At 69.2% G+C, this 23,850-nt stretch carries 24 protein-coding genes and 1 pseudogene; 16 read left to right on the forward strand and 9 right to left on the reverse strand.

Annotated features, from left to right (window positions below; translation table 11 throughout):
* The first annotated feature begins 2 nt into the window (after positions 1 to 2).
* From ABDW61_RS10640 to ABDW61_RS10685, 10 genes and pseudogenes are all read left to right on the forward strand, one after another.
* On the forward strand, positions 3 to 668 hold the full coding sequence (locus ABDW61_RS10640; protein WP_343638506.1) for a protein-methionine-sulfoxide reductase heme-binding subunit MsrQ: 666 nt from the start codon (positions 3 to 5) through the stop codon (positions 666 to 668).
* A 23-nt stretch (positions 669 to 691) separates the two neighbouring features.
* On the forward strand, positions 692 to 1,333 hold the full coding sequence (locus ABDW61_RS10645) for a hypothetical protein (RefSeq protein WP_343638508.1): 642 nt from the start codon (positions 692 to 694) through the stop codon (positions 1,331 to 1,333).
* Positions 1,334 to 1,450: 117 nt separating this feature from the next.
* A complete protein-coding gene (locus ABDW61_RS10650; RefSeq protein WP_343638510.1) occupies positions 1,451 to 1,999 on the forward strand; it encodes a GNAT family protein in 549 nt (182 codons plus the stop codon).
* On the forward strand, positions 1,996 to 2,844 hold the full coding sequence (locus ABDW61_RS10655; RefSeq protein ID WP_343638511.1) for an APH(3') family aminoglycoside O-phosphotransferase: 849 nt from the start codon (positions 1,996 to 1,998) through the stop codon (positions 2,842 to 2,844). Before ABDW61_RS10650 ends, ABDW61_RS10655 begins: the two co-directional genes overlap by 4 nt.
* Positions 2,845 to 2,986: 142 nt before the next feature.
* A pseudogene (locus ABDW61_RS10660) lies at positions 2,987 to 3,964 on the forward strand (FAD-dependent oxidoreductase); the annotation flags it as partial.
* Between the two features lie 87 nt (positions 3,965 to 4,051).
* Complete coding sequence (locus tag ABDW61_RS10665) at positions 4,052 to 4,420, forward strand: dihydroneopterin aldolase (protein ID WP_343602724.1); 369 nt, start codon at positions 4,052 to 4,054, stop codon at positions 4,418 to 4,420.
* Positions 4,421 to 4,526: 106 nt separating this feature from the next.
* Positions 4,527 to 5,531 carry a tRNA 2-thiocytidine(32) synthetase TtcA gene (gene ttcA, locus ABDW61_RS10670; protein ID WP_343638513.1) on the forward strand — a complete coding sequence of 335 codons (1,005 nt, stop codon included), beginning with the start codon at positions 4,527 to 4,529 and terminating at the stop codon, positions 5,529 to 5,531.
* 385 nt (positions 5,532 to 5,916) lie between these two features.
* The gene (locus ABDW61_RS10675; protein WP_343638514.1) at positions 5,917 to 6,558 is read left to right on the forward strand and encodes a DUF4136 domain-containing protein; all 642 of its coding nucleotides are present in this window, start codon (positions 5,917 to 5,919) and stop codon (positions 6,556 to 6,558) included.
* 138 nt (positions 6,559 to 6,696) lie between these two features.
* The gene (glmU, locus tag ABDW61_RS10680; RefSeq protein WP_343638516.1) at positions 6,697 to 8,070 is read left to right on the forward strand and encodes a bifunctional UDP-N-acetylglucosamine diphosphorylase/glucosamine-1-phosphate N-acetyltransferase GlmU; all 1,374 of its coding nucleotides are present in this window, start codon (positions 6,697 to 6,699) and stop codon (positions 8,068 to 8,070) included.
* Between the two features lie 195 nt (positions 8,071 to 8,265).
* Positions 8,266 to 8,742, forward strand: a complete 477-nt coding sequence (locus tag ABDW61_RS10685; protein ID WP_343638518.1) for a hypothetical protein — start codon at positions 8,266 to 8,268, stop codon at positions 8,740 to 8,742.
* Between the two features lie 12 nt (positions 8,743 to 8,754).
* On the opposite strand, the gene ABDW61_RS10690 is transcribed toward ABDW61_RS10685, so the two are convergent.
* Both ABDW61_RS10690 and ABDW61_RS10695 read right to left on the reverse strand, forming a co-directional pair.
* Positions 8,755 to 9,585, reverse strand: a complete 831-nt coding sequence (locus tag ABDW61_RS10690) for a transposase (RefSeq protein WP_343638520.1) — start codon at positions 9,583 to 9,585, stop codon at positions 8,755 to 8,757.
* An 88-nt stretch (positions 9,586 to 9,673) separates the two neighbouring features.
* Positions 9,674 to 10,156: a thioredoxin family protein gene (locus ABDW61_RS10695; protein WP_343638521.1), complete on the reverse strand. Its 483-nt coding sequence runs from the start codon at positions 10,154 to 10,156 to the stop codon at positions 9,674 to 9,676.
* Between the two features lie 112 nt (positions 10,157 to 10,268).
* Between ABDW61_RS10695 and ABDW61_RS10700 the strand changes: the two genes are divergently transcribed.
* Genes ABDW61_RS10700 through ABDW61_RS10715 form a run of 4 tightly spaced genes read left to right on the forward strand, consistent with a single transcriptional unit; the run spans position 10,269 to position 13,623 of the window.
* Complete coding sequence (locus tag ABDW61_RS10700; RefSeq protein WP_343638522.1) at positions 10,269 to 11,183, forward strand: DUF808 domain-containing protein; 915 nt, start codon at positions 10,269 to 10,271, stop codon at positions 11,181 to 11,183.
* Positions 11,184 to 11,189: 6 nt separating this feature from the next.
* A complete protein-coding gene (locus ABDW61_RS10705; protein ID WP_343638523.1) occupies positions 11,190 to 11,432 on the forward strand; it encodes a hypothetical protein in 243 nt (80 codons plus the stop codon).
* 51 nt (positions 11,433 to 11,483) lie between these two features.
* Positions 11,484 to 12,107, forward strand: coding sequence for a UPF0149 family protein (locus ABDW61_RS10710; protein ID WP_343638524.1), 624 nt, complete (start codon positions 11,484 to 11,486; stop codon positions 12,105 to 12,107).
* 16 nt (positions 12,108 to 12,123) lie between these two features.
* A complete protein-coding gene (locus ABDW61_RS10715; RefSeq protein WP_343638526.1) occupies positions 12,124 to 13,623 on the forward strand; it encodes a M48 family metalloprotease in 1,500 nt (499 codons plus the stop codon).
* 43 nt (positions 13,624 to 13,666) lie between these two features.
* Here ABDW61_RS10715 and ABDW61_RS10720 read toward each other — a convergent pair whose 3' ends face one another.
* From ABDW61_RS10720 to ABDW61_RS10745, 6 genes are all read right to left on the reverse strand, one after another.
* Complete coding sequence (locus tag ABDW61_RS10720; protein WP_343638528.1) at positions 13,667 to 15,814, reverse strand: peptidase domain-containing ABC transporter; 2,148 nt, start codon at positions 15,812 to 15,814, stop codon at positions 13,667 to 13,669.
* 1 nt (position 15,815) lies between these two features.
* Positions 15,816 to 17,090 (reverse strand): HlyD family efflux transporter periplasmic adaptor subunit, encoded by a 1,275-nt coding sequence (locus ABDW61_RS10725; RefSeq protein ID WP_343638530.1) that lies wholly within the window; start codon positions 17,088 to 17,090, stop codon positions 15,816 to 15,818.
* A 95-nt stretch (positions 17,091 to 17,185) separates the two neighbouring features.
* The gene (locus tag ABDW61_RS10730) at positions 17,186 to 17,716 is read right to left on the reverse strand and encodes a hypothetical protein (protein ID WP_343638532.1); all 531 of its coding nucleotides are present in this window, start codon (positions 17,714 to 17,716) and stop codon (positions 17,186 to 17,188) included.
* 78 nt (positions 17,717 to 17,794) lie between these two features.
* Positions 17,795 to 18,721 (reverse strand): hypothetical protein, encoded by a 927-nt coding sequence (locus tag ABDW61_RS10735; RefSeq protein WP_343638534.1) that lies wholly within the window; start codon positions 18,719 to 18,721, stop codon positions 17,795 to 17,797.
* Positions 18,678 to 18,896, reverse strand: coding sequence for a hypothetical protein (locus ABDW61_RS10740; protein WP_343638536.1), 219 nt, complete (start codon positions 18,894 to 18,896; stop codon positions 18,678 to 18,680). The genes ABDW61_RS10735 and ABDW61_RS10740 overlap by 44 nt, the downstream gene beginning before the upstream one ends.
* A 146-nt stretch (positions 18,897 to 19,042) precedes the next feature.
* The gene (locus ABDW61_RS10745; RefSeq protein WP_343638538.1) at positions 19,043 to 21,715 is read right to left on the reverse strand and encodes a prolyl oligopeptidase family serine peptidase; all 2,673 of its coding nucleotides are present in this window, start codon (positions 21,713 to 21,715) and stop codon (positions 19,043 to 19,045) included.
* 214 nt (positions 21,716 to 21,929) lie between these two features.
* Here ABDW61_RS10745 and ABDW61_RS10750 point away from each other — a divergent pair, with 214 nt between their 5' ends.
* On the forward strand, positions 21,930 to 22,550 hold the full coding sequence (locus ABDW61_RS10750) for a hypothetical protein (RefSeq protein WP_343638539.1): 621 nt from the start codon (positions 21,930 to 21,932) through the stop codon (positions 22,548 to 22,550).
* A gap of 67 nt (positions 22,551 to 22,617) precedes the next feature.
* Positions 22,618 to 22,911: a hypothetical protein gene (locus ABDW61_RS10755; protein ID WP_343638540.1), complete on the forward strand. Its 294-nt coding sequence runs from the start codon at positions 22,618 to 22,620 to the stop codon at positions 22,909 to 22,911.
* A 286-nt stretch (positions 22,912 to 23,197) separates the two neighbouring features.
* Here ABDW61_RS10755 and ABDW61_RS10760 read toward each other — a convergent pair whose 3' ends face one another.
* Positions 23,198 to 23,716 carry a deaminase gene (locus tag ABDW61_RS10760; protein ID WP_343638541.1) on the reverse strand — a complete coding sequence of 173 codons (519 nt, stop codon included), beginning with the start codon at positions 23,714 to 23,716 and terminating at the stop codon, positions 23,198 to 23,200.
* Between the last annotated feature and the right edge of the window lie 134 nt (positions 23,717 to 23,850).

A 23,850-nucleotide genomic window follows, 5' to 3' on the forward strand; every position in this document is an offset into this window, starting at 1 on the left:
CGATGAGCGCCACGCCGTCCTCGCCATCCACGACTGCCGCGCCGGCCGCGCCCGCGCGGCGCGCTCCCGCCAGGCGCCATCCGCTGCTGCATCCTGCGGCGAAGGCCGTGCTGTTCGTGCTCTGCCTGCTGCCGCTGAGCTGGTATGTCTTCGGCGCATTCGCCGACCGGCTCGGCGCGAATCCGGCGGAGACGCTGATCCGCGGCCTGGGCGATTGGGCGCTGCGATTCCTGTGGATCACGCTGGCCGTCACGCCGCTGCGCACCTGGACCAACCAGCCGGCGCTGGCGCGCTTCCGGCGCATGCTGGGGCTGTTCACCTTTTTCTACGCCAGCCTGCACCTGCTCGCCTATGGATGGCTCGACAAGAGCCTGGACCTGCCGGGCATCCTCCGCGACATCGCCAAGCGCCCCTTCATCCTGATGGGCTTCACCGCCTGGCTGCTGCTGCTGCCGTTGGCGGCCACCTCGTTCAACCGCGCGATCAAGGCGCTCGGCGCGCCGCGCTGGCAGCTGCTGCACAAGCTCGTCTACGCGATCGCCGTCATCGGGCTGATGCACTTCATCTGGATGCGCGCCGGGAAGAACAACTTCGCCGAGCCGGCGGTCTATGGGGCGATACTCGCGGCCCTGCTGGGATGGCGGGTGTGGAGGCGCTTGAGACGCTGACACGCATTCAGGAAAGGAACGACATGGGATACACGCAAGGCGGACTGATTCTGAGGCGATCAAGCGCCACGGAGGATCCGATCGCGCTGGTCGAGCGCCTCACGGGCGAACGCGCCGAGGAGCTGGACCGCACCAATCCTTGGCCTTTCGATCCGCGCAGGCACAACGACGTATTGGTCCAGTTCTCCGGTGACGCCTGCGTCATCACCAATAACGACCTCTCATGGCCGCTGCTTGAGCAAGCCGACGCCGATGCGAGCGCGCTTCACCGCGCATTGGGGTCCCCGGATCTCTTCGTCGCGTTCTGCCGCTATGACAGCGGCGGCAGCTACGGCTACGCCGTCGTCGAACAGGGCCGCGTCGTGCGCCGGCGCCTGCAGACGACCGGCGTCCCGTCGCTTCCGCCACTCAGCGAGAGCGGCACGCCTCTGGCCTTCGAAACCCCGTGGCTGTCTGCTAACTTCTTCTATGACGAAGAGGACGACGACGTGCCCGACGACGAGCGCGAAAAGATCCTCTATCTCGACGACAAGGACGACGGCATCCCCGAGTACTGGCTGACGTGCCGGCTGCTCGAAATGCTGCTCGAAGAGCGTTTTGGCGTCGTGCCCTGGGATCTCGGCAGTGATCCGCACGACCGCTTCCTGCGCATGCACGCCCGGTGAGACGCGGCATCGCCCAGTCAGGTCCGAGTCCAGGATTGAGGAAACGGTTGGGGCGCTGATTCACCCGCAAGCGCTGACCTCCGCCATGGGCGGGCGCCGCCGCTATGCTCGACCGCCATGCTGAGCCTGCATCCCGTCTCCGATCGCGATCTCGAGGACCTGCGCCGCTTCGAGCTCGACAACCGCGCCTTCTTCGAGTCGCGCATCAACGCGCGCCCCGCCGCGTTCTACGAGGCCGGCGGCATCGAAGCGTCGATCGCCGCCGCGCAGCGCGAGGCCGCCGCCGACACCGGCCACCAGTTCCTGCTGCGCGATCCCGCCGGCCGGCTCGTGGGACGCATCAACCTGATCCAGGTCAAGCGCCAGCACTACCACTCGTGCGAACTGGGCTACCGCATCGCCCAGGCCGAGAACGGCAAGGGCTACGCGACCACCGCCGTGAAGCTCATGCTCGACATCGCCTTCCGCGAGCTCGGCCTGCTGCGCGTCGAGGCCAAGGCCAATGCCGGGAACGCCGGCTCGATCAAGGTCCTCGAACGCAACGGCTTCAGCCAGTTCGGCCGATCCACGCGCAGCTTCGAGCTCAACGGCCAATGGCTGGACATGCTGCACTTCGAATGCCACGCGCCGAACCACGGCGCCTCTCCCTCGCCACGCACCGCATGAGCCACATCGATCACGACCCTCACGACGATCGGGACGACGACCTGCGCGAGGTCCCCTCGGCCGCCCCCACGCTCCCGCCTTCGCTCGAACCCCGGCTCGCCGGCCGCGAGTGGCATCGGAACCTCGTCGGCGCCGCCGGCGCGCAGGTGTATCGCCTGCATCGGCCCGGCTCGCCCGACCTCTACCTCAAGCAGGGCGATGGTGAGACCTCCACGGCCATCGCCGACGAGTTCGCCCGGCTCAACTGGCTCGCCGGCCGCTGGCCGGTCCCGGCCGTCGAGCACTTCGAATGGCGCGGCGGCTCGGCCTGGCTGCTCACGCATGCCCAGCCCGGCCGCACCGCCTACGAGTGGCTCCAGGACGACCCGGACCGCGCGCCGGCCATCGTCGCCGCGCTCGGACGCTGCCTGCGCCAACTCCACGAGCTGCCCATCGACGCCTGTCCGTTCAACGCGAATCACCGCCTGCAGCTCGCCCTCGCCCGCCAGCGGCTCGAGGCCGGCCTGATCGACCCCAGCGATTTCGACGACGCCCGGCAGGGCTGGACCGCGCAGCAGGTCTGGTCGGCGCTCACCGGCCTGCTCCCGCTCGCTGAGGACCCGGTGCTCTGCCACGGCGATTTCTCGCTCGACAACATCCTGATGAACGAGCACGGCGAGGTGACCGGCATCATCGACCTGGGCCGCGCCGGCGTCGCGGATCGCCATCATGACCTCGCGATCCTCTCCAACAACCTGGACGAGTTCGGTCCGGAGCTCCAGCAGGTGCTCTTCACCGCCTACGGCCTGGACGCGCCAGACGCGCGCAAACTCGAGTTCCATCTGCTGCTGGACGAGTGCTTCTGAGCGGCGCCGGGCCGTGACGCCCGTCACCCTGGCGCGCCGGTCAAGGACCGCGCCAAGGCCCTGGATACGCGATCCAGGCGCCCATCCGGGATAATCCGCCGTTTGCTCCGGCCGCTCAGGCCGCCTGCCGCCGCGCCCGCCCATGTCCCAGACCTCGCCCGACCGACTGCCCGCCAGCCTGCCCGCGCTCGTCGATGCCGCCATCATCGGCGGCGGTCCGGCCGGCTGCAGCGCCGCCAGCTGGCTGACCCAACTGGGCTTGAGCGTCGCGCTCATCGAGCGCGCCCCGCGCCTGTGCGACAGCCTGCGCCCGCTCGAATACCGGCAGGACTGGCTGCTCGGCGCGCCCGGCGAGTCGCTCGCCGATCTGGGCGAGCGCTACGCGGCCCACGTCGCCGCGCAACCCGGCGTGCACACGCTGACCGGCCAGACCGTCCACCACCTGGACTGGCAAGCGGAACAGGGCTGGACGCTCTACTTCGACGGTGGCCCCGCCTTCGCGGTCAACGCGCCCGACACCGCCGGCGCCCCGCAGGCGCGCGACGCGTCCGGCCTGCGCCCGCTGCGCGCCCGCGCGCTGCTGCTGGCCACCGGCCTCACGCCGCGCCACCCTTCCCCGCTCTATCCGGACCAGAACCGCCACGGCCGCGTGCTGGACGCGATCGAACTCACCGCCCGGCGCGACCAGTTGCCGCCCGGCAAGGTGCTGCTGCTCGGCGGCGGCGACAACGCGATCGAGAACGCGCTCCACCTCGCCGGCCGCGGTCACGCCGTGACGCTCTGGTCGCGCTCCGAATGGCGCGCCCAGACGCATCTGGTCCAGCAGCTCGACGGCGCCCCCGGCCTGCGGCGCCGGCCCGCGCAGGCGCTGCCGACCGCCATCGCCGCCGACGCGGCAGGCGTGAACGTGAACTCCAAGGCCTATGGCGAGGAACGCTTCGACCACGTCGCCGTGCTGCTCGGCTACGAGCCCGAGGCCTCCGCCTGGCTCAAGGTCGCCGACGCGCTGCAGCGGGCCGGCGTCACGGCGCCGTCGCAGCCCTTCCGCGACGAGCCGCGCTTCGGCGTGCTGGGCCTGTTCGTGGCCGGCGACGCCAGCGGCCGGCAGCATCCCTGCGTGCAGACCGCGCTGGGCGACGGCGTCGTCGCCGCCAAGCAGATCGAGGCCTTCCTGCGCCCGCTGCGCGAGTCGCAGCCGCCACCCGCGCTGCGCCGCAACAACCGCCAGGTCATCCACATCAACGGGCTGCGCTTCGGCGCCAACCTCGGCGTGCTCGACTTCGAGCGCGAAGGCCCGCAACCGATCCAGGTCGATGCCGAAGTGAACCTCGGCGCCCAGACCATCGTCTCGCGCGATGCCGACATCGGCCACGTGCTGGACTACCGCCGCGTGCGCACCATCATCATCGACGAGTGCACCGCCGAACACACCGATCTGCTCGAGGCCCTGCTGGGCAAGCTCTGCGTCCGGCTGATGAAGCTGGCCGGCGTGGTGGGCGTGCGCATCAAGGTGACCAAGCTCGAAATCTTCCCCGACTGCCAGGTCGCGATCTCCGCCGAATGCGGCACCTGGTAGGCCCACCCCCTACGCGCTGACGCGCGCCCCCTCAAGGGGGCGGGCCTGGCGGCCCGGCAGAGCCGGTTCCGCGGGCCCCGCTTGATGAATACATTGAGGACTGAACATGACCGACTCGACCACCACCCTTGAAGGCCTCGACCTGGCCGGCGCGGACGCCGCGGCCACCGCGGCCAAGAAGCATGCGCATGAGATGAACAAGCTCAGCAAGCGCCTGCACCGCCAGGTGGGCCAGGCGATCGCCGACTTCAACATGATCGAGGACGGCGACAAGGTCATGGTCTGCGTGTCCGGCGGCAAGGACAGCTACTCGCTGCTGGACATCCTGATCAACCTGCGCGACCGCGCGCCGATCAAGTTCGACCTCGTCGCCGTCAACCTCGACCAGAAGCAGCCCGGCTTCCCGGAGGACGTGCTGCCCGCCTATCTGAAGTCGCGCGGCGTGGACTTCCACATCGAGGAGCAGGACACCTACTCCATCGTCAAGCGCCTGGTGCCGGAGGGCAAGACGACCTGCTCGCTGTGCTCGCGGCTGCGCCGCGGCATCCTGTACCGCGTGGCGGGAGAGCTCGGTGCGACCAAGATCGCGCTCGGACACCACCGCGACGACATCGTCACCACGCTGATGCTGAACATGTTCTTCGGCAGCCGGATGAAGGGCATGCCGCCCAAGCTGGTCAGCGACGACGGGAAGAACGTCGTGATCCGGCCGCTGGCGTACGTGAAGGAATCCGATCTGGAGCGCTGGGCCGAGCATCGCGAGTTCCCGATCATTCCGTGCAACCTGTGCGGCAGCCAGCCCAATCTGCAGCGCGCGACGGTGAAGGCGATGCTGCAGGACTGGGACCGCCGCTTCCCGGGACGCGTCGACAACATGTTCACCGCGATGGGGAACATCGTGACCTCGCACATGATGGATCGGGAGCTGTTCCCGTTCCAGACGATCAAGGCCACCGGGGCGCCGGTGGCGAACGGGGATATCGCGTTCGACGAGGACGAGCAGTGCGGCACGACCGCGCCAGCGACCGGCGTCGTCAAGCTGGTGCGCCCGGGGCAGGCGCCAGCGCCGCTGGACGACGCGGGCGAGGCGTACTCGGCAGCGGACGACTGACCGCCACGCCACGCCACGCTACGCCACGCTACGCCGCGCCGCGGCGGTCTTTTCCCCTCGCCCCAGCGGGGAGAGGGAGGGGAGAGGGGGCTCGTGCCACAGCGCTGCTGCCCTTCGAAGCACCCCCCTCTCCCCTGCCCTCTCCCCCCTCGCGGGGGGCGAGGGAGTTCTTGCCGGCAGCGGCGGAAGCAAGCCGCCTTGTGCCCGCCTTCGCGCTTCCATACGAAGAGATACCCCGCGTTGACCGCGCCGTCACGGTGCTTCCACACGCGGGTCAACCCGCCGGGGCCACAATCGTTGCACTGTCACGCCGTGCAATGGCGTCCCCGGGCGCGACTTCCGCTCCGGGCGGCGCCACCCAGCGGCTCCCGACCTGGAGGACCCCATGTTCACCCTGAATCGTCGACTGGCCCTGCTGAGCCTGGGCGCGGCGGCCGCGATGTCGCTGACCGCCTGCGCCGCCCTGAACACCGTCTCCGCCGACGCGCAGACCTTCGGCAGCTGGCCCGCCGGCCGGCAGCCCGGCAGCTACACCTTCGAGCGCCTGCCCTCCCAGCAGCGCAACGAAGCCAGCCAGGCCGCCCTCGAGGACGCCGCCCGCGGCGCCCTGGCCAAGGCCGGCTTCAGCGAGGCCAGCGATCCCAAGCAGGCCGACATCGTCGTCTCCCTGGGCGCGCGCGTCAGCCGCTCCGGCCCCGCCCCCTGGGACGACCCGCTGTGGTGGCGCTGGAACGGCAGCTACTGGGGCTGGCGCTACGGGCCCGCCTGGCGCCCCTACTACAGCCGCTGGGGCTATGCCTACCCGATGGACCCGATGATGGAGCGCCGCTATGACCGCGAGGTCGCCATGCTGCTGCGCGACCGCAAGTCCAACGAGCCGCTCTACGAGGCGCGCGCCTCCAACGACGGCCTGACCGAGGGCGGCAAGGAGCTCTTCGGCGCGCTCTTCGAGGCCTCGATGGCGGACTTCCCGCAGACCCGCCCCGAGCCGCATCGCGTCAGCATCTCGCTGACGCCGTCGAAGTAGCGCGGCGGCGCTCGCGAGCGCCTGCACGCGCCTGCAGGCGCCCACAAGCAGCGACAACCAGTCACCGCGCCGCCCCCCGGCGCGTCACGAGCGGCGCCCATAATCGCGGTTTCTCCACAGGGAACCGCGATTCTTCTTATGTCGCTGAACATCGTCGTCATGGCCGCGGGCAAAGGCACCCGCATGAAGTCCAGCCTGCCCAAGGTGCTGCACAAGCTGGCCGGCCGCGCGCTGCTGCGGCATGTGCTGGGCAACACCGCCGCGCTGCACGCCGATGCCCGCATCGTCATCACCGGCCATGGCGCCGAACAGGTCGAAGCCGCCGTCGCCGGCGACGGCGTTCGCTTCGTGCGCCAGGAGCCGCAGCTCGGCACCGGCCACGCGATCCAGCAGACCGTGCCCGCGCTCACGGCTGGCGGCACCACGCTGATCCTCAGCGGCGACACCCCGCTCATCAGCACCGCCACGACCCGCGCGCTGGTCGAGGCCTGCGGCGGCGAGCGCCTCGTGCTGCTGACCATCGAGTACGCCGATCCGACCGGCTACGGCCGCATCGTTCGCGACGGCGATCAGGTCAAGGCCATCGTCGAACACAAGGACGCCAGCGACGAGCAGCGCCGCATCCGCGAGTGCTACACCGGCATCATGGCCGCCCCCACCGAGGCGCTGAAGCGCTGGGTCGGCCAGCTCGACAACAACAACGCCCAGGGCGAGTACTACCTGACCGACATCGTGGCGATGGCAGTCGCCGAGGGCGTCGCCGTCACCGGCGTGAAGACGGCCGACGAAACCGAAGTGCTGGGCGTGAACAGCCCGTCGCAGCTCGCGCAGCTGGAGCGCCGCTTCCAGCTCGTGCAGGCCGAGGCGCTGATGACCGCCGGCGTGCGTCTGGCCGATCCGTCGCGCTTCGACCTCCGCGGCACGCTGCACTGCGGCAAGGACGTCGAGATCGACGTCAACTGCGTCTTCGAAGGCGAGGTGACGCTGGGCGACGGCGTCCGCATCGGCGCCAACTGCGTGATCCGCAACGCCACCATCGGCGCCCACGCGCGCATCCACGAGTTCACCCACATCGATGGCGAAAGCGCCGGCGCCAGCGTCGGCGAGGGCGCGCTGGTCGGCCCGTTCGCGCGGCTGCGCCCGGGCGCTCAGCTGGGCGCGGACGTCCACATCGGCAACTTCGTCGAGGTGAAGAACTCGACGCTGGCCAAGGGCGCCAAGGCCAACCACCTGGCCTACCTCGGCGACGCCACCGTCGGCGAGCGCGTCAACTACGGCGCCGGCAGCATCACCGCCAACTACGACGGCGCCAACAAGTTCCGCACGACCATCGGCGCCGACGTGCACGTGGGCTCGAACTGCGTGCTGGTCGCGCCGGTGACGCTGGGCGACGGCGCCACCATCGGCGGCGGTTCGACCATCACCAAGGACGTCCCGCCCGGCCAATTGGCTGTGGCGCGAGGCCGACAAACCGTGATTTCCGGCTGGACCCGCCCCAAGAAGGTGAAGTGATTCACCCAAACAGGCTGGAAACCCCTTAAGCTCCGGCACATTCGTGTCACGAATCGTGACATGTTCAACGAAGACGGCACCTGGATCACCGAACCGGCCGATGTTCCCCCCAACCCGTGGGAGGCGCATTTGCCCAACGATGCCTAGCATCCGTCCCGTTGATTGGCCGACCCGCTGTTCTCCAGCTGAACCCCTATGGCGCACACCAAGACCGCTGCTCCGCTGCCGACCCAGGACGACGACCTGATCGCCGTGCCGCCGTCGTCCGCCACGCTGGACGCGCTGGCGGATCGCTCGGACGACCCGGCCGCCCAGGCGGCCCGGGCCGAGGCGCTGGAGCAGCTGGCGCTCTCGCACGCGATGTGCGATCAGGCCGCCGACGCCTGCTTCTATCTGTGCCGCAGCCTGGGGCTGGCGCGCCAGCAGCAGACGCCCGACGCGGCGCCCGATCTGGAACTGCTGTTCCAGTTGCTGGGCGCGCTGGCCGATCTTCCGAGCGAAGTGTCCGCGCTGCCGCTGCCCGAGGGCGAGGCCGACGGACTGGGCGTGGCCGAGCTGTGCCATCAACTGGGCGCCGCCCGCGAACTGACCGCCGCCGCCTGGAATGACGCCGCCGAGCAGGATCTCGCGCTGGCTCCCTGCCCCGCGGCGCCGGCCCGGGCGCTGCACTGAGCAGCCTGAGCGCTAGCGCTGGCGCTCGTGACCGGCGATGAGCCGGCTCACCCGCGACACCGACAAGCCCAATTCACGCGCGAGTTCGGTCATCGATTGACCGCCCTCGGTGTGGGCGCGATAGAGCGCCTCCTCGCGGCTGCCGCTGGACTTGAGCCAGTCCCCCCAGCGCCGCGGACGCGGCGAGCGCGCGGGCCGCTCGCTCTGGCGCACGGTGCGCTGCACGAAGGCCGCATCGCCCAGGAAGATCTGCTGGCGGAGCTGGCCCCAGATGTCGAGGTCGGGTTCCGATTCCACGATCGCCTGATAGCGCTGCTGCGCCTTGCGGCGATCCGCCGCGTTCTGCGGCATCCGGCCCAGGACATTCGTCCACAGCCCTTCGACCTCCAGCCAGGACGGCGCCGGCACCAGTCCGGCATGCGCCTGCAGACTGCTCCAGCGCCACGCCGCCGGCGACGGCGCCAAGCCGGAGCGCCGCCCGATCAGGTCGACGTAGCGGCAGGCGTCCAGCAGCAAATGCTCGCGGTCCACCAGCACCGCCTTGAAGCGGCCCTGGAACACGTGGCCGATCTGCCCGTGACGCCGGTTGTGCGCCTGCGTGTAGACGCCATTCAAATGGCGCATCAGGCGGGAGAGGTTGGCCTGCCGCGTGAACAGCAGCAGCTCGTAGTGCTCGCGGCCCAGGCCGTAGGCCAGCACCTGCGCGTCGAAGCGCTCCGCGGCTTGCTGGATCAGCGCCAGCATCACCTGGCGGTCCTCGTCGTCGGCGAACACCGACGCGTCGCCGCGCGTCGCGACGTGATAGACGGCGCCAGGGAATTCGATGCGGAGCGGTCGGGCCATGCCAGTAATTAGGCGATGGCCGCACAAAAGACAAGCACCCGCACCGCCTTTCGGCGACGAGCGCAAGACTTGACCCCTGAGTGCGGGATCAGCTCTTGCCGAGCGAGGCCAGCACCTGCATCACGGCGTCCTCGCCCATGCTGCGCGCATCCGCGAGTTCACCGCCCTTGGTGGTGCCCAGCACCTGGCCGTCGGCGCCCAGCACGGCGACGGTCGGGATGCCCTTCTTCAGCGTGACGCCCATCTGGTTGGCGACGTCGACGTTCTTGTCGAAGCGGCCGACATTGACCTTCACCGTCACGAAGCGCTTGTCGACGGCGCTGCCCAGATGGCCCTGGCCGAAACCGCGGTTCAGCGCCAGGCAGTCCTTGCACCAGTTGGCGCCGTAGACCACCAGCACCTGCTTGCCTTCCTTGGCGGCGCGGGCGACGGCGTTGTTGATGTCGGCGCGGGCATCGGCCTGCTCGTCGTACGGGCCGGCGCCGGGCGCGGCGTCGGCGGCGTGGGCGGAGGTCACGGACACCGCGGCGAGCGCGGCGGCGAGCAGGAAGGAGGCGGTGCGGCGTTTCATGAGGCGAAAGTGTGCCACCGGGCGCCAATCCCTGCCGGAGAGGAGGGTCGGCTTCAGGTACAAAGGCGGGCTTCGCACAAATCATCACCTTCAGGGAACGGACTCTCTCGCCATGGCCTCCAGCCTGCTCGCACTGCTCGACGACATCACCACCGTCCTGGACGACGTGGCCCTGCTCTCCAAGCTGGCCGCCAAGAAGACGACCGGCGTGCTCGGCGACGACCTGGCGCTGAACGCGCAGCAGGTCACCGGTGTCAGCGCCGACCGCGAACTGCCGGTCGTGTGGGGCGTGTTCAAGGGCTCGATGGTCAACAAGGCGATCCTGGTGCCGGCCGCGCTGGCGATCAGCGCCTGGGCGCCGTGGCTGGTCACGCCGCTGCTGATGGTGGGCGGCGCCTATCTGTGTTTCGAGGGCGTCGAGAAGCTCGCCCACAAGTGGCTGCACGGCCCCGAGGACGAGGCCCATGACGCCGCGCTGTCCGAGGCGCTGAAGGATCCCTCGGTGGATCTGGCGGCGCTGGAGCGCGACAAGGTCAAGGGCGCGATCCGGACCGACTTCATCCTCTCCGCCGAGATCATCGCGATCACGCTGGGCACCGTCGCGGACGCGCCCTTCACGACGCGGCTGCTGGTGCTGTCGGGCATCGCGGTGCTGATGACGATCGGCGTGTACGGCCTGGTCGCCGGCATCGTGAAGCTGGACGATGCCGGCCTGTGGCTCAGCCGCAAGGCGGCCGCGTGGCAGCAGTCGCTGGGCCGCGGCCTGCTGTGGCTGGCGCCGTGGCTGATGAAGGCGCTGTCGGTGGCCGGCACGGCGGCGATGTTCCTGGTGGGCGGCGGCATCCTGACGCATGGCGCGCCCGTCCTGCATCACGCCATCGAGCACGCGGTGCAGTCGCTGGGCGTGAGCGGCTTGGCCGCGACGCTGGCGCAGGTGCTGGGCGACGCGATCGTCGGCATCCTGGCGGGCGCGGCCGCCGTGGCGGTGGTGACCGGTATCCAGCGCCTGCGTCATCGCCGAGAATGACGCCCCATGAAGACGCATCACATCGAAGTCCAGAAGTTCAAGGCCGCCTCGAATTCGAGCACCAGCGGCCTGATGACCTTCAAGGTGGACGCCCTCGTCAAGGAACGCGAGCCCGTCGAGGGCATCGAGCCCAGCACGCTGCTCGTGATGACCGAGGCCAACGCCCGCGTGCTGATGGCGCTGCTCAAGACCCAGCTGTCCGAGATGGACACCCGCAAGCCCAAGAGCCGGCACGGCCGGCACGGCTGAGGCGCTTTCCGCCGCGTCCCGCCCCCCCGCCCCTCTCCCTCAGGACCCGACATGGACTTCCCGCAGTACCAGCCCGACAAGGCGCAATACTCCCCGCTGACCGACGATGAGCTGTCGGACCTGGACGACTTCCTGTCCGAGCTGGACAACGACGCCGCGATGAACATCGAGGCGATCGACGGCTACCTCAGCGCGCAGCTGCTCAGCCCGGTCCCGCTGAGCGACAAGCCCGGCGCCGACTGGATGAGCCCCGTGTGGGGCGGCGGCGATCCGTTCGCCAGCGGCAAGCAGCGCAAGAAGATCGCGCTGCTGCTGCTGCGCCATGTGCACAGCCTGTCGGTGCAGTGGACGTCCAAGCAGGACGAATGGGAGCCGATCTTCAGCGTCGCCGAGGACGGCGAGCAGCAGCTGGTCGACGCCGAGGACTGGTGCACCGGCTTCATGATCGGCGTGGACCAGGACGGCGAGGCGTGGTCCCCCCTGTTCGAGCATGTGAAGACCGCGGCGGCGCTGGCGCCGATCGCGCTGCTGGGCGGCGACGAGAGCCAGCTCAGCGCCGAGGACCAGGAGAAGCTGACCGACCTGCACTGGCGCGACGCGCTCAGCCGCGAGGTGCCGGAAGGCGTGCTGACGCTGTGGACGCTGCGCCAGCAGGCCGGCCAGGCCCTCCTCTGAACGCTCACGTCCTCCGATGAAACGCAAGTTCCCGATGGCGGCGCTGGCCGCCGCCACGCTGATGACGGTCGCCGGCTGCGGCACCAACGTCGTCAATCCGGTCACCGGCCGCACCGAGCGCAGCGCGATGAGCCTGCAGCAAGAGGTCGAGGCCGGCCGCCAGGCGCATCAGGACGTGCTCAAGGAGTACGCCGTCGTCGACGATCCGAAGCTGCAGGCCTATGTCACGGCGCTGGGGAACAAGCTGGCGGCGCAGTCGCACCGGGCCGAGCTGGACTGGCATTTCACGGTGCTGGACAGCCCGGAGGTGAACGCCTTCGCGCTGCCGGGCGGCTATGTCTACGTCACGCGCGGCATCCTCGCCTACATGGAGAGCGAGGCCGACCTGGCCGGCGTGATGGGCCACGAGATCGGCCACGTGACCGCGCGGCATGGCGCGCAGCGCGCGACACGGCAGCAGACCGCCGGTCTGGGCGTGCTGGCGGCGACGGTGCTGGGCGCGGTGCTGGAATCGCGCGGCGTCAGCGGCGCGACGGAAATCGCGGGCCAGGTCTCGCAGAACGCGGCGGCGGGCTACATCGCGTCGTACAGCCGCGAGCAGGAACTGCAGGCGGACCAGCTCGGCGCGCAATACCTGGCGCGCAACCGCTACGACCCGAAGCACATGGTCGACGTGATCCAGGTGCTGAAGGACCAGGAGCAGTTCGCCGCCGACCAGGCGCGCGCGCAGGGCCGCCCGGCGCCGGGCGGCAACGACTGGCTGGCCTCGCACCCGAGCAACGAGCAGCGCCTGCAGCGCATCCGCGACGAGGCGGCGCAGCTCACCGGCGGCCAGCCGGTCGACGAGAACCGCGCGGCGTTCCTGCAGGCGATCGACGGCATGGGCTTCGGCGACAGCCCGGCGCAGGGGCTGGTGCGGGGACAGCAGTTCCTGCATCCGGGCCTGGACTTCGCGCTGACGGCGCCGCCCGGCTGGGCGATCCAGAACGGCAATGACGCGGTGACGGTCATGAGCCCGCAACGCGACGCGGCGCTGATCCTGCAGCCGGTGCCGGCCAAGGCGGGCAACGCGCACGACGAGATCCTGCGCAACCTGGGCGCCGAGCAGGGCCGCACCGACGCGAAGACGATCAACGGACTGAAGGCAACCCACTTCGCCGGCGTGCGGCGCAATGCGCAGGGCCAGCGCGGCAACGCCGAGCTGACGCTGGTGACCAGCTCGAAGGGCGCGGTCTACGCGCTGGTCTACGCCGCGAAGGACGGCCAGGCGCTGCAGACGCGGCGCGGCGGGCTGACGCAGGCGGAGGAGAGCTTCCGCGCGCTGACCGCCGACGACCGCCGGCAGGCCCGGCCGTGGAAGATCGCGCTGCGGCCGTATCCGGCGGGCGGCTTCGCCGAGATGGCGAAGGGCTCGGTGCTCAACGAGGGGCAGTTGAAGCTGCTCAACGGCCGCTACGGCGGCGAGACGCCGCCCAAGCCGGGCGAGCGCGTGAAGACGGTGGTCGCGGCACCCTGACCGCGCCAGGCCGCGGCAGGGCCCTGTCGGCCAGGCGCGCCGCTCAGGCCACCTCCGCGAGGTGCGGCGCGCCGTCCGTCGCGGCGGCTTCACCGCGCCGCACCGGCACGAAACGCCCGCCCTCCAGCCGCAGGACCCGGTCCGCGATGGCGATCGTCTGCGGCCGGTGCGCGATCATGATCCGCGTGATGTCCAGGCCCGCGAGGGCCTCGGCGATGGCGCCCTCGTTCTCCAGGTCCAGGTGGCTCGTGGCCTCGTCCAGGAACAGGATCCGCGGACGCTTGTACAGCGCGCGCGCCAGCAGGATGCGCTGCTTCTGGCCGCCGGACAGCGCCGTGCCCATGTCGCCGACCAGCGTGTGATAGCCCATCGGCATCGCGCGGACCTCGTCGTCGATGCGGGCCACGCGGGCGCAGGCCATGGCGAACTCGACGTCCGGCTTCGCGTCGTGGAAGCAGATGTTGTCCAGCAGGGTGCCCGCGAACAGGTGGTCGTCCTGCAGCACGGTCGCCACGAGCTCGCGATAGCCCTGGACCGACAGCCGGTCCAGCGGCCTCCCGCCCACGAGGACCGCGCCGCTCGCGGGCTTGAGCATGCCCAGCATCAGCTTGAGACAGGTGGTCTTGCCGGCACCCGAGACCCCGGTCAGCGCCACGCATTCGCCGGGCGCCACGCGCAGCGAGGCCTGGGACAGCACCGGCGCCTCGTCGGTGCCATACCGGAAGGTCACCCGGTCCAGCGCGACCGAGGTGTCCGCCGGCGGCTCGGACGCGAACGGCCGCGTCTCCTCCGGAGTCGCCAGCACGATGTCCGCCAGCCGCTCCGTCTGCACCGCCGTGAGCTTCCATTCGGCCACGCGATCGATCAGCAGATTGGCGCGCGAGGTGAACTGCTCGGCGAACGAGATGAAGGCCAGCAGCATGCCCAGTGACATGCGGTGGCTCAGGACCAGGCTCGCGCCCAGCCACAGCAGGCCGACCCGCTCCGCCGTCTGCAGCGCGGACCAGCCCGATCCGAACCAGAGATTGAGCCGCAGCATCTTCACGTGCGCGTTGGTCGCCGCCATCCACAGCCGCATCCAGGCGCTGCGGCGCTCGTTCTCGCGATTGAAGAGCTTGATGGTGCGCACGCCGCGGACGGTCTCGAAGAAGTGCGACTGCTCCTTGGCCTGCTTCGCGTAATAGCTGGCGGACCACAGCCGCATCGAGGCATAGCGGCTCCATCGCACCAGGACGTACAGCAGCGCCGTGCCCACCGGCACCAGCGCCAGCGACGGCGAGTACAGCAGCATCATGGCCAGGCTGCCGCACACCATCACCAGGTCCAGGGCCAGCTCCACGGCGGTGCGGGTCACGGTCTCCGCCAGCGGCGTCACCGCGCCGAAGCGCGACACGACATCGCCCAGGTGCCGGCGCTCGAAGAAGGCCACCGGCAGCCGGAGCAATCGCGTCATGACCTGCCCCATCCACTGCGCGGTGAACGAGGTGGTGACGTACAGACCCATCCACGACCGCATCGCCCCGATCGCCACCGAGATCAACCCGACCGTCAGCGCCGACAGCGCCAGCACGTTCAGCAGGCTGGCGTCGCCGGCGAGGATGGCCTCGTCGGTGATCCACTGCGTGAGCACCGGCGTGAGCAGCGCGAAGGCCTCCAGCACCAGGGCCAGCAGGAACAGCTGGAACAGGGACCGCGCCACGCCGCGCATCTTCCCCACCAGCTGGGCCAGCGCGACGGGCGGCGCCGGCGGCTTGCGGCCGAATTCCAGGCCGGGACTGAGCTCCATCGCCACGCCGGTGAAGTGCGGCGAGGCCTGCGCGGCGGTGAGCGTCACGGCGCCGGCGGCCGGATCGTGCAGGTGCAGCACCTCGCCGCGGACCTCGCGCAGCACGACGAAGTGCTGCAGGTCCCAGTGCAGCACGGCGGGCGTCTGCAGCGCCGCCAGCTCGTGCAGCTCGAGCCGCAGCGCGCGCGGCACCATGCCGGTCGCCTCGGCGATGCAGGCGAGCGTCTCCAGCGTCGTGCCCTTGAGCGAGGCCGGGAAGCGCATCCGCAGTTCCGCCAGGCTGACGTGATGGCCGTGGGCGGACAACACCATCGCCATGCAGGCCAGCCCGCACTCCGAGGCTTCCGCCTGAAGCACCACCGGCAGCCGCGGGCCGGCGCCGAAACCGAGCAAGGTCATGTCCATGTCAGATCCCGAAATGTCCGTTCTCGCGCAGCGGCTCGAAGATCCACTCGTACAGCCGGCGCTCGTCCAGCGCGACGGTGGCGCTGACCTGCATGCCGGGCCGCAGCGGCGCGGCGCGGCCATAGGCCGGGATGGCCTGCGCCGCCAATTGCGCGGTGACCGCGTAGGAAGGTTCCGGCGCCTGCTGGGCCTCGGGCATCAGCACCGCGAGGTGGGAGGCGGGCGACAGCTCGCTCGCCGCCACCGGCGTGCGGGACACATGCGTCACCTGCCCGTCCAGCAGGCCGAACTTCTGGAAGGGGAAGGCGTCTACCTTCATGTGGACGGCCTCGCCCCCATTGAGGAAGCCGATGGTGCGGCTGGGCGCGTAGAGCTTGGCCACCAGCGGCTGGCCGCGCGGCGTGAGCGTCGCGGCCGGTGTCGACGGGCCCACGGTCTGTCCCGGCGACAGCTCCAGCGAGGACACGACGCCATCGAAGGGCGCCGCGATCGACCAGCGATGCGAGCCCTGCTGCTGGCGGAGTTCGCTCTGCGCGGCTTCCAGCGCCCGCTCCAGCTGCGCCAGCGTGACCTGCTGCCGCGCGGGCATCGCGGCGATGTCGCGCTGCAGGCGGCCGATCTCGGCGAGGGTGGACTGCAGGTCGTGCTGCGCCGACTGCAGCCGCACCCGCTGATCGAGCAGCTCCGCGCGCTTGTTGTCGAGCATCTGCGCCGACGCATAGCCCTGCGCCTGCAGGCCGTGGTAGCGATCGACCTCCGTCTGCGCGCTCTGGATGCGCTGCGCCAGGCCCTCGAGCTGGTCGCGCTGGATCTGAGCCAGTCCGCGCTGCTCGTTCAGGCTCTTGGCGGCGTTGTCGAGCTCGTCGCGATGCGACTGACGCGTCGCGGCGAGCTCCGCTTCCAGCGACGCCACCTTCGCCGCGGCCGACCGGTCGAGCCGGTCCTCCACGGCGCCGCCGTCGCGGCCCAGGTGCTCGGTGCTGAAGACCAGCAGCACGTCGCCGCGGCGCACCTCGGTGCCGACCGGCGCCAGCACCTCGGCCAGCACGCCGTTCTGCGGCGCGTAGATCTTTGCGACACCGGACTCGGGTTCCAGCACGCCCTGCAACTCCACGTGACGCGTGTACTTGATCAGCGTCATCGCCGCCACGAGCAGTGCCAGCAGCACGCCGGCCAGTGCCGCGAACGCGGTGTGCGACGGCGGCCGCACGAGCAGGATGCCGCCGGGCTGCAGGTCGCCGGCAGGCAGCACCTCACGTCTGAAAAATGAGTTCACGTCGGGGTCCGGGCTGGACGGCCGGCCGCGAAGAGCCGGCCCGGTGGAAGGCGCAAGAGCAAGGGCGCCCGCGGGCGCCCTTGCTCAGCGGGGCATCAGTCCTGCTCTTCTTCGTAGATCGGCTTGTCGCCGCCACCGCCGCCGCCACCGCCACCGCCCGCATCACCGCCGCCAGCGTCGCCGCCACCGGTGTCGCCGCCGCCGGTGTCGCCAGGCTCGCTGGTATCGCCGGCACCGCCGCTGCTGCCCGTGTCGCCACTGCTGCCGTCGCTGCCGTCGGCCACGGTGCCGTTCTCGGCGATCTGCACGTCGCCCTTGTCGACGTCGCTGGCGTCCGCGTTCTTCTGATCGATGATCTTTCCATCCTTGTCGATGGTGGTGATCTTGCAGGAGGTGACGGTGGTGCCGAAACCGCCGTTCAGGTCGATCAGCTTCCTGCCCTGGAGACCCAGGCTGAGGGACACGGTGACCCCGGTGCAGGTCACGATCGCGATGCCCCCGTTGCCGAGGTCGAACTTGTCCACCTGCACGCCATCCTTGATGGTGCTGGAGATCGGCTTCTGCACGGGTTCCGTGCTTCCCGCGCCGGAGACGTGGCGGAACAGGGCACGATCAAGAACTTCCATTGTTTCTTCCTCACCTTGGTTTGCTTGAAATGGCCGGCGTGACCGGCCGGGAGTCGTGACAGGCACGACATCGGCGACTCAGGGCACGGGCGTGACCGCCACCCCCCTGCGCCGCAGATCCTCGAGCAGCCCGTCACAGCGGCGGGTGATGCCCTCGTAAGGGAAGAGATGCGCGGCCCCCAGGGCTTCGAAATGCGTCTTCCCGTCGTCGAGTTCGAGCAGGCGTGGCAGCCAGCGCTCGTTTCTTGGACAGACGAACATGTCCAGGAATGGATTCGGATCGATATGCCTGTCCACGAAAACCCGGCGCGCGAGGTTTTCGACCTGACTCGCCGCGTCGGCCACCGTCGCCTGTTTGAGCGGACGTTCGGGATCGAAGTTCTGGATATGCCACTTCAGGATTTCGGCCCGCGCATTGCTGCCGCAATAGGCGGCCCATAAATCATCATGCTCATCCACCGAACGAATATCGATATTCGTCCGGCGCTGCATCAGGGTTTTGACGACCGGCGTCGGAAGGACGTCCGCCTGCGCCTGCGGCAACCCGCCCTCCAGCACTTGATATTGCAGCCGCAGCATCAGCAGGAGACCGAATTCGGATATGTCCCGCACGTGCAGGGCGGCGTTGCTCTGAAGGATTTCCTCGCTGGGCGGCCCGTTGGGGAGATCGGCAAGCACGGTCCTGAAGTACGGCACCGCGCCGCGGCGAAGAACGTCGCGCGCCTGATCGACCGCCTCGGCATCCTTCCCGGTCAAAGGGGTTGGACACTCCGGCATGTCATTGACGAAGGTCCGCTCGCCCCCCTCGATATGAAGCACGTCCGACTTGTCGAACGCGGGAAGGACCACTTTCTGGAAATAGTCGTCCTGTTCCAAGCGGCTGCCGAAATGCGAGATGCCGAGAATGAAGACGGTGGTCCCGGGATGCGGCGTGATTTTCCAGAGCCGGACCGGTTCGTCGTCAGAGGCCGATGCGCAATTCGATGCCGCCAGCATCAGCAGCATGCCAAGCAGCAGAAACCCTGTCCTTGCCAGCCTCGAAATACGCGCGCACAGCCTTCGCATCGAATATCCCCGACCACCCTGTTGATTCATTGCGATTGATTCTTTCCGGCGACAAGGGCGTTGCCAATACCCCTCGATGGGGGAAGCCTGAAATGAATTGATGCAAAATCGTCAAGATATCGTTGATGCAATATTAATATTCCGTCAACGGGTGTTGCGGATATTGGACGACGTCAATTCAACGTCGAGAGAACGTGATGGAGCCGGAAAAGAAAAAGGCCCGCGGGCTTTTCAACCGCGGGCCTTTTCTGGGGGGATGTCTTATTTCTGCTGCGCCGGTCCGAGGTTGCGCAGCCAGAACGCCTCGTACTTGCGGTGCCAGCCCGCGGGCTTCACCGCGCCGCCGAGGGCGTGCTCGCCATCGGGATCCAGGAACAGCTCGACCAGCCCTTCCTTGCCCGATTCCAGCAGCGCGCGGTACACGTTGACCGTGTCCTGGTAAAGCACGTTCGGGTCCTGCATGCCGTGCACCAGCAGCAGCGGCTTCTTCAGCTGCCTGGCCAGCGGCAGCAGCGAATACTTGCGCAGCACCGGCTTGGTCCGGTCCACCTTGCCGATGGTCCGGCCGCTGTACCAGCTGTTGTAGTTCTCCCATTCGGTCGGACCCGCGCCCGCGATGCCGGCCGCGAACAGGTCGGGCTTCGTATACATCGTGTACTGGGTCTGGAAGCCGCCGAAGCTCCAGCCATTCAGGCCGATGCGCTGGCCGTCGACACCCAGGTTGGCCTTCATGTAGGCGACCAGGTCCTCCAGGTCCTCGGTCTGCGGCGCGCCCGGCTGCTCCCAGTTGGCATCAGCGAACTTCTCGCCGTAGTTGGAATGCCCGCGCGGATCCACCGTCACCGTGACGTAGCCATGCTTGGCCGCCATGTACATCGCGAAGACATAGCCGGTCGGCTGGAAGCTGTCGGTCTCGACCGAATGGCGGTCATTCAGCGGCCCGCCGTAGGTGTAGACGACCGCCGCGCGCTTGTCGCTCGGCGCCCAGCCCAGCGGCTTGAACACATAGGCCGGGATCATGTCGCCGTGGCGGTTGCGGAAGCTGAAGCGCTCCGGCCGCAGCACGTCGACCTTGGCCCAGGCCGGGTCGTGGCTCTGCGTCAGCAGCTTGCCGGGCTCGGCGCCCGATGCGGCGGCCTGTCCCTTCAACAGCTTCAGCTCTGGGCGTTCGGCCCAGTTGCCCGCCACCGCCGCGGCCCATTGGCCGTTGCGCGCCACCGCCGCGTTGCGGTGGTAGTCCGGCGATCGGCCCAGCGCCGTCATGCGGCCGTCCTTGAGTTCGACGCGCCAGACATTCATCGCGGCCAGGTCGTCCTTGTTGGCCACGACGAACATCGTCTTCGCATCCGGCGTGAAGCCCAGCACCTGGAAGGCCTCGAACTCGCCCTTCACCAGCGGCGTCACCGAACGGTCGGCGCCCGCCGCCAGGCTCATCGCATAGGGCTGGCGCCAGCCGTTGTCGGCCAGGATCAGCACCAGTTGCTTCGAGTCCGGCGTGAACGACGGCGTCATCACGTTGACCAGCTCGTGGTGGATGGGCGCGCGGCGCTCCAGCACCATCTCCGGCTTCGCGTCGCCGGGCTTGCCGAGGTAGACGCGCAGCAGGTCCTTCTCGCGCTCGAAGGTGGTGAAGGCGTAGCGGCTGCCGTCGCGCGCCCACACCACCGGCGAAATCTCGAACCACGCGTCACCGCCCGGATGCGTGAACACCGGCTCGGGCTGGCGCTCCGGCGAGGCGCCGGCCGCCGGCACCTTGCGGATGTAGATCGCCATCGCGGGCAAGCCGCGCTTGTCGTCGGAGACCTCGCGGTCGACCTTCTTCGCCGTCGCGAAACGGTCGCCGTAATTCATGATCTCGACCTGCCGGCCCGGCTTGGGCAGCGGCTTGCCATCCGCGTTCACCAGCGGCGCGTTGGCCACCAGCGCCATCCAGCGGCCGTCCTCGCTCATCACCGTCTGGGCGATGCGGAACTTGCGGTCCTCGTCGTCCGGGTTGAACAGCTCGCGGTTGATCACCTCGATGCCGGCCGTGGCCAGGCGCACGCGCAGCACGCGGGTCTCGTCCTGCACGATCAGCGACTGGTCGTCCGGCGCGTAGGCGACCGGCTTGAGCGTGCGGCCGGTCGACAGCAGCGGCTCGGCGCGGTCCGCGCCCGCCTTCCAGCGCAGCAGTTGGCCGCGATAGGCCAGCACCAGTTCATCGCCCTTGGACGCCCACACGAATTGCGACACGCCGGGGTAGAGGTCCTCGGGCTTGAGCTTCTCGCGCTCGCGCTTCTTCTTCAGCTCGTCGCGAAGCTCCCAGAGCGCCATGTCCTTGGGATCCTTGGCCGGCTTCTTCGCCTCCGCCGCGGACGCGCCCGAAGCCCGCGCCGGCGCGGCCGACGGCGCCTCGCCCCAGGCCGCCTTCTCGGCCGCCTTGCGGGCGTCCTCGCGCGCCTTGCGCTCGGCCAGCTCGACCTTCAGATCGGCGATCGCCTGGCGCTCCCATTGATCCAGATCCACGGGCTCGCCGCGCAGGTAGGCGGCCTGCGCCTCCTCGCGGGCCTGGCGCTCGGCCAGCTCATCACGTTTCTGCTTGAGCTTGCGGGCGTAGCGCTCCAGGTTCTCCGGCGTCTCCACCACGGCCATCAGCGCCGGCGACGTCACGCGGACCGTCCGGCCCGTCTGGGTGTCGTGGACGTAGAGGTCGCTGCCGGGTTCGCCGAACGGGTTCCAGAGGTAAGCGACGTAACGGCCGCTCGCGCTGAACTTCAGGTCCTTGGCGGACTCGCCGCGGTAGGACTCGGCGCGGAACAGCTGTTCCAGGGTCAGCGGCCGGTTGGCCACCGCGACGGGGGCGGCCGCCGTCGTCTGCGCCAGCGAGGGCTCGCCGGCGCCCAGCCCCGTCGCCAGGGTCGCCAGCGCCAGGGAAGTCAGGATCCATTGCTTCAAATCATTGCTCCACGCCCCGCAGGTCGGCGGGGACGCGGGATTCTAGGAACGCGGCCAACAACTGCTTACCGCTGCGCTGTGCACCGGATCCGTCAAGCGCGCGTTAACTGTCCATACTTTCCCTAGGCAGGCTGTTTCCGGACGCGCCGCCCATGACCTCCAGCAGGGAGGTCGGATGGCGAACCGGACCACCGGCACCGAAGAGAGGCACTCGATGAAGCATCTGATCCACCGCATCCTGGGCGCACTGGCGCTGACGGCCGGCGCGCTGACCGCGCCAGCGGCCTTCGCTGGCGACGTGGGCGTGTCCATCAGCGTCGGCCAGCCGGGCTTCTATGGCCGGATCGACGTCGGCAACACCCGCCCGGACGTCATCTATGCGCAGCCGATGGTCATCGAGCGGGTCTATGACCCGGCGCCGCCGCTCTATTTGCGCGTGCCGCCCGACCATTACCGCTACTGGGCCCGTCACTGCGGCTACTACCGTGCCTGCGGCCGGCCGGTGTACTTCGTCCGCGAGGACTGGTACTCGCGGACCTATGCGCCGGTGTACTACGGCCGCCCGCACGTGCACCCGATGCCGGTGTATGCGCCGCCGCCGCCTCCGCGCTGGGATCCGCCGCGCCGCGACCACTGGGATGGCCGCTGGGACGGCCGCCGCGACTGGCATGAGGACCGCCGCGGCTGGGACGGCCGGCGCTGGGAAGAGCGCCGCGACGACCATCGCGGCTGGGATCGCGGCGGCGACCGTGGCGGCGACCGTGGCGGCTGGGACCGCGGTGATCGTGGCGACCGCGGAGACCGTGGCCATGGACATGGTCATCACCGCGACTGAGCCCATTGGGGCTCGCGTATAGTCGGCGGCTTGCACGCCAGCATGGCGTGATTCACAGCGCCGACGTATGTTCGCCAAAGTCATCGCCGCTCTCGGTCTGTTGGTCTGCGTCTGCCTCGCGATCGACATGGCCCTGCCGCTACGGCATCGGATGGCGTGGCGATCGTGGTTCAAGCGGACGGGCTCCCTGTCCGGCGGCTTCGGCCTGAAGGGCCGCTTCAATTCCCGGGACCGGCGCCGCGCGGCGCATGACGCGGCGCTCGACGCCATCGCCCGCGCGAAGCGCCGCTCGGGCACCTGGGACGGCAACGTCTATCACGGCGACGACTTCGAGCAACGGCAGCGGCGCAAGCCGCATTGAGCGGCCGCCAGCGCGTGATCGAACGGGAGATGCCGGGATGGCATCTGATCGGGATCAGGGCGTATCCATTGGCATGGCTACCAGGAGAGCTTCTTCGCCCTCTCGTGAATGCGCCGAACAAGGGCGTGGTACTCGGGAGAGCCCGGATCCAAGGGCTCTCGTCGCCCGGGGACTGCCTCGGCGCACCGCTCCGTGAAAAGCGCGATGACACGGGCCGAGGCATTGCTGGATCCTTCATGGCTTCGCCGCGACGGCGAAGACAACCGCGAGAGATCGAACTTCAAGATCATGTTGCCTCCCCTCGTGGCTGGACGACCTGAGGTGCACGTCCGTTGCACGCATGGCGATACGCCTTCTGAAAGTGCGTGGATGCCGCAGTCTCGAATTCGGTGTAGTTGTCCATGTACTCGGGAAGGACCTTTCCTGGAGCGCTGTCTCGAAGTGGAATGAACGCTCCCGACCGCACGTCCTTTCGACCACTTGACCTGAAAACAACGGGAAAGAGCCTTGGCGCCAGCCCTTCGAAATGCTCAAAGCGTACACGCTGATCCGCTGTCGTCGGTTCCGCCGTTCCAAGGTCAGAGTCACGCTCGGGCATGGATTCGAACGTAATAGCGTCCCGGTGCAGCTCCTGGGCCAGACTCTTGTCATAGGGCTCGATGTAGACGACGCGTTCAATGCCGGCTGCCACGATGTGACGGGCACAGCTGTGGCAGGGAAAGGTTGTCGTGTACAGCGTCGCTCCAACAAGCCCTTGTGTCGCAGTACGCGCCATGGCCAAGATCGCGTCCATCTCTGCATGCACGGCACGAGGCGGTCTCAATTCTGAAGTGCAACACCCCTACCCAGGTAAGGTGTCGCGATGGAAAGACGAGAGACGTATCGGCATTTGAGTCCCGACGAGCGCGTGGCGATCTCGGGGCTGAGGATGCAGGGCAT

The organism is Roseateles sp., assembly GCF_039595595.1.
Lineage (GTDB): Bacteria > Pseudomonadota > Gammaproteobacteria > Burkholderiales > Burkholderiaceae_C > Roseateles.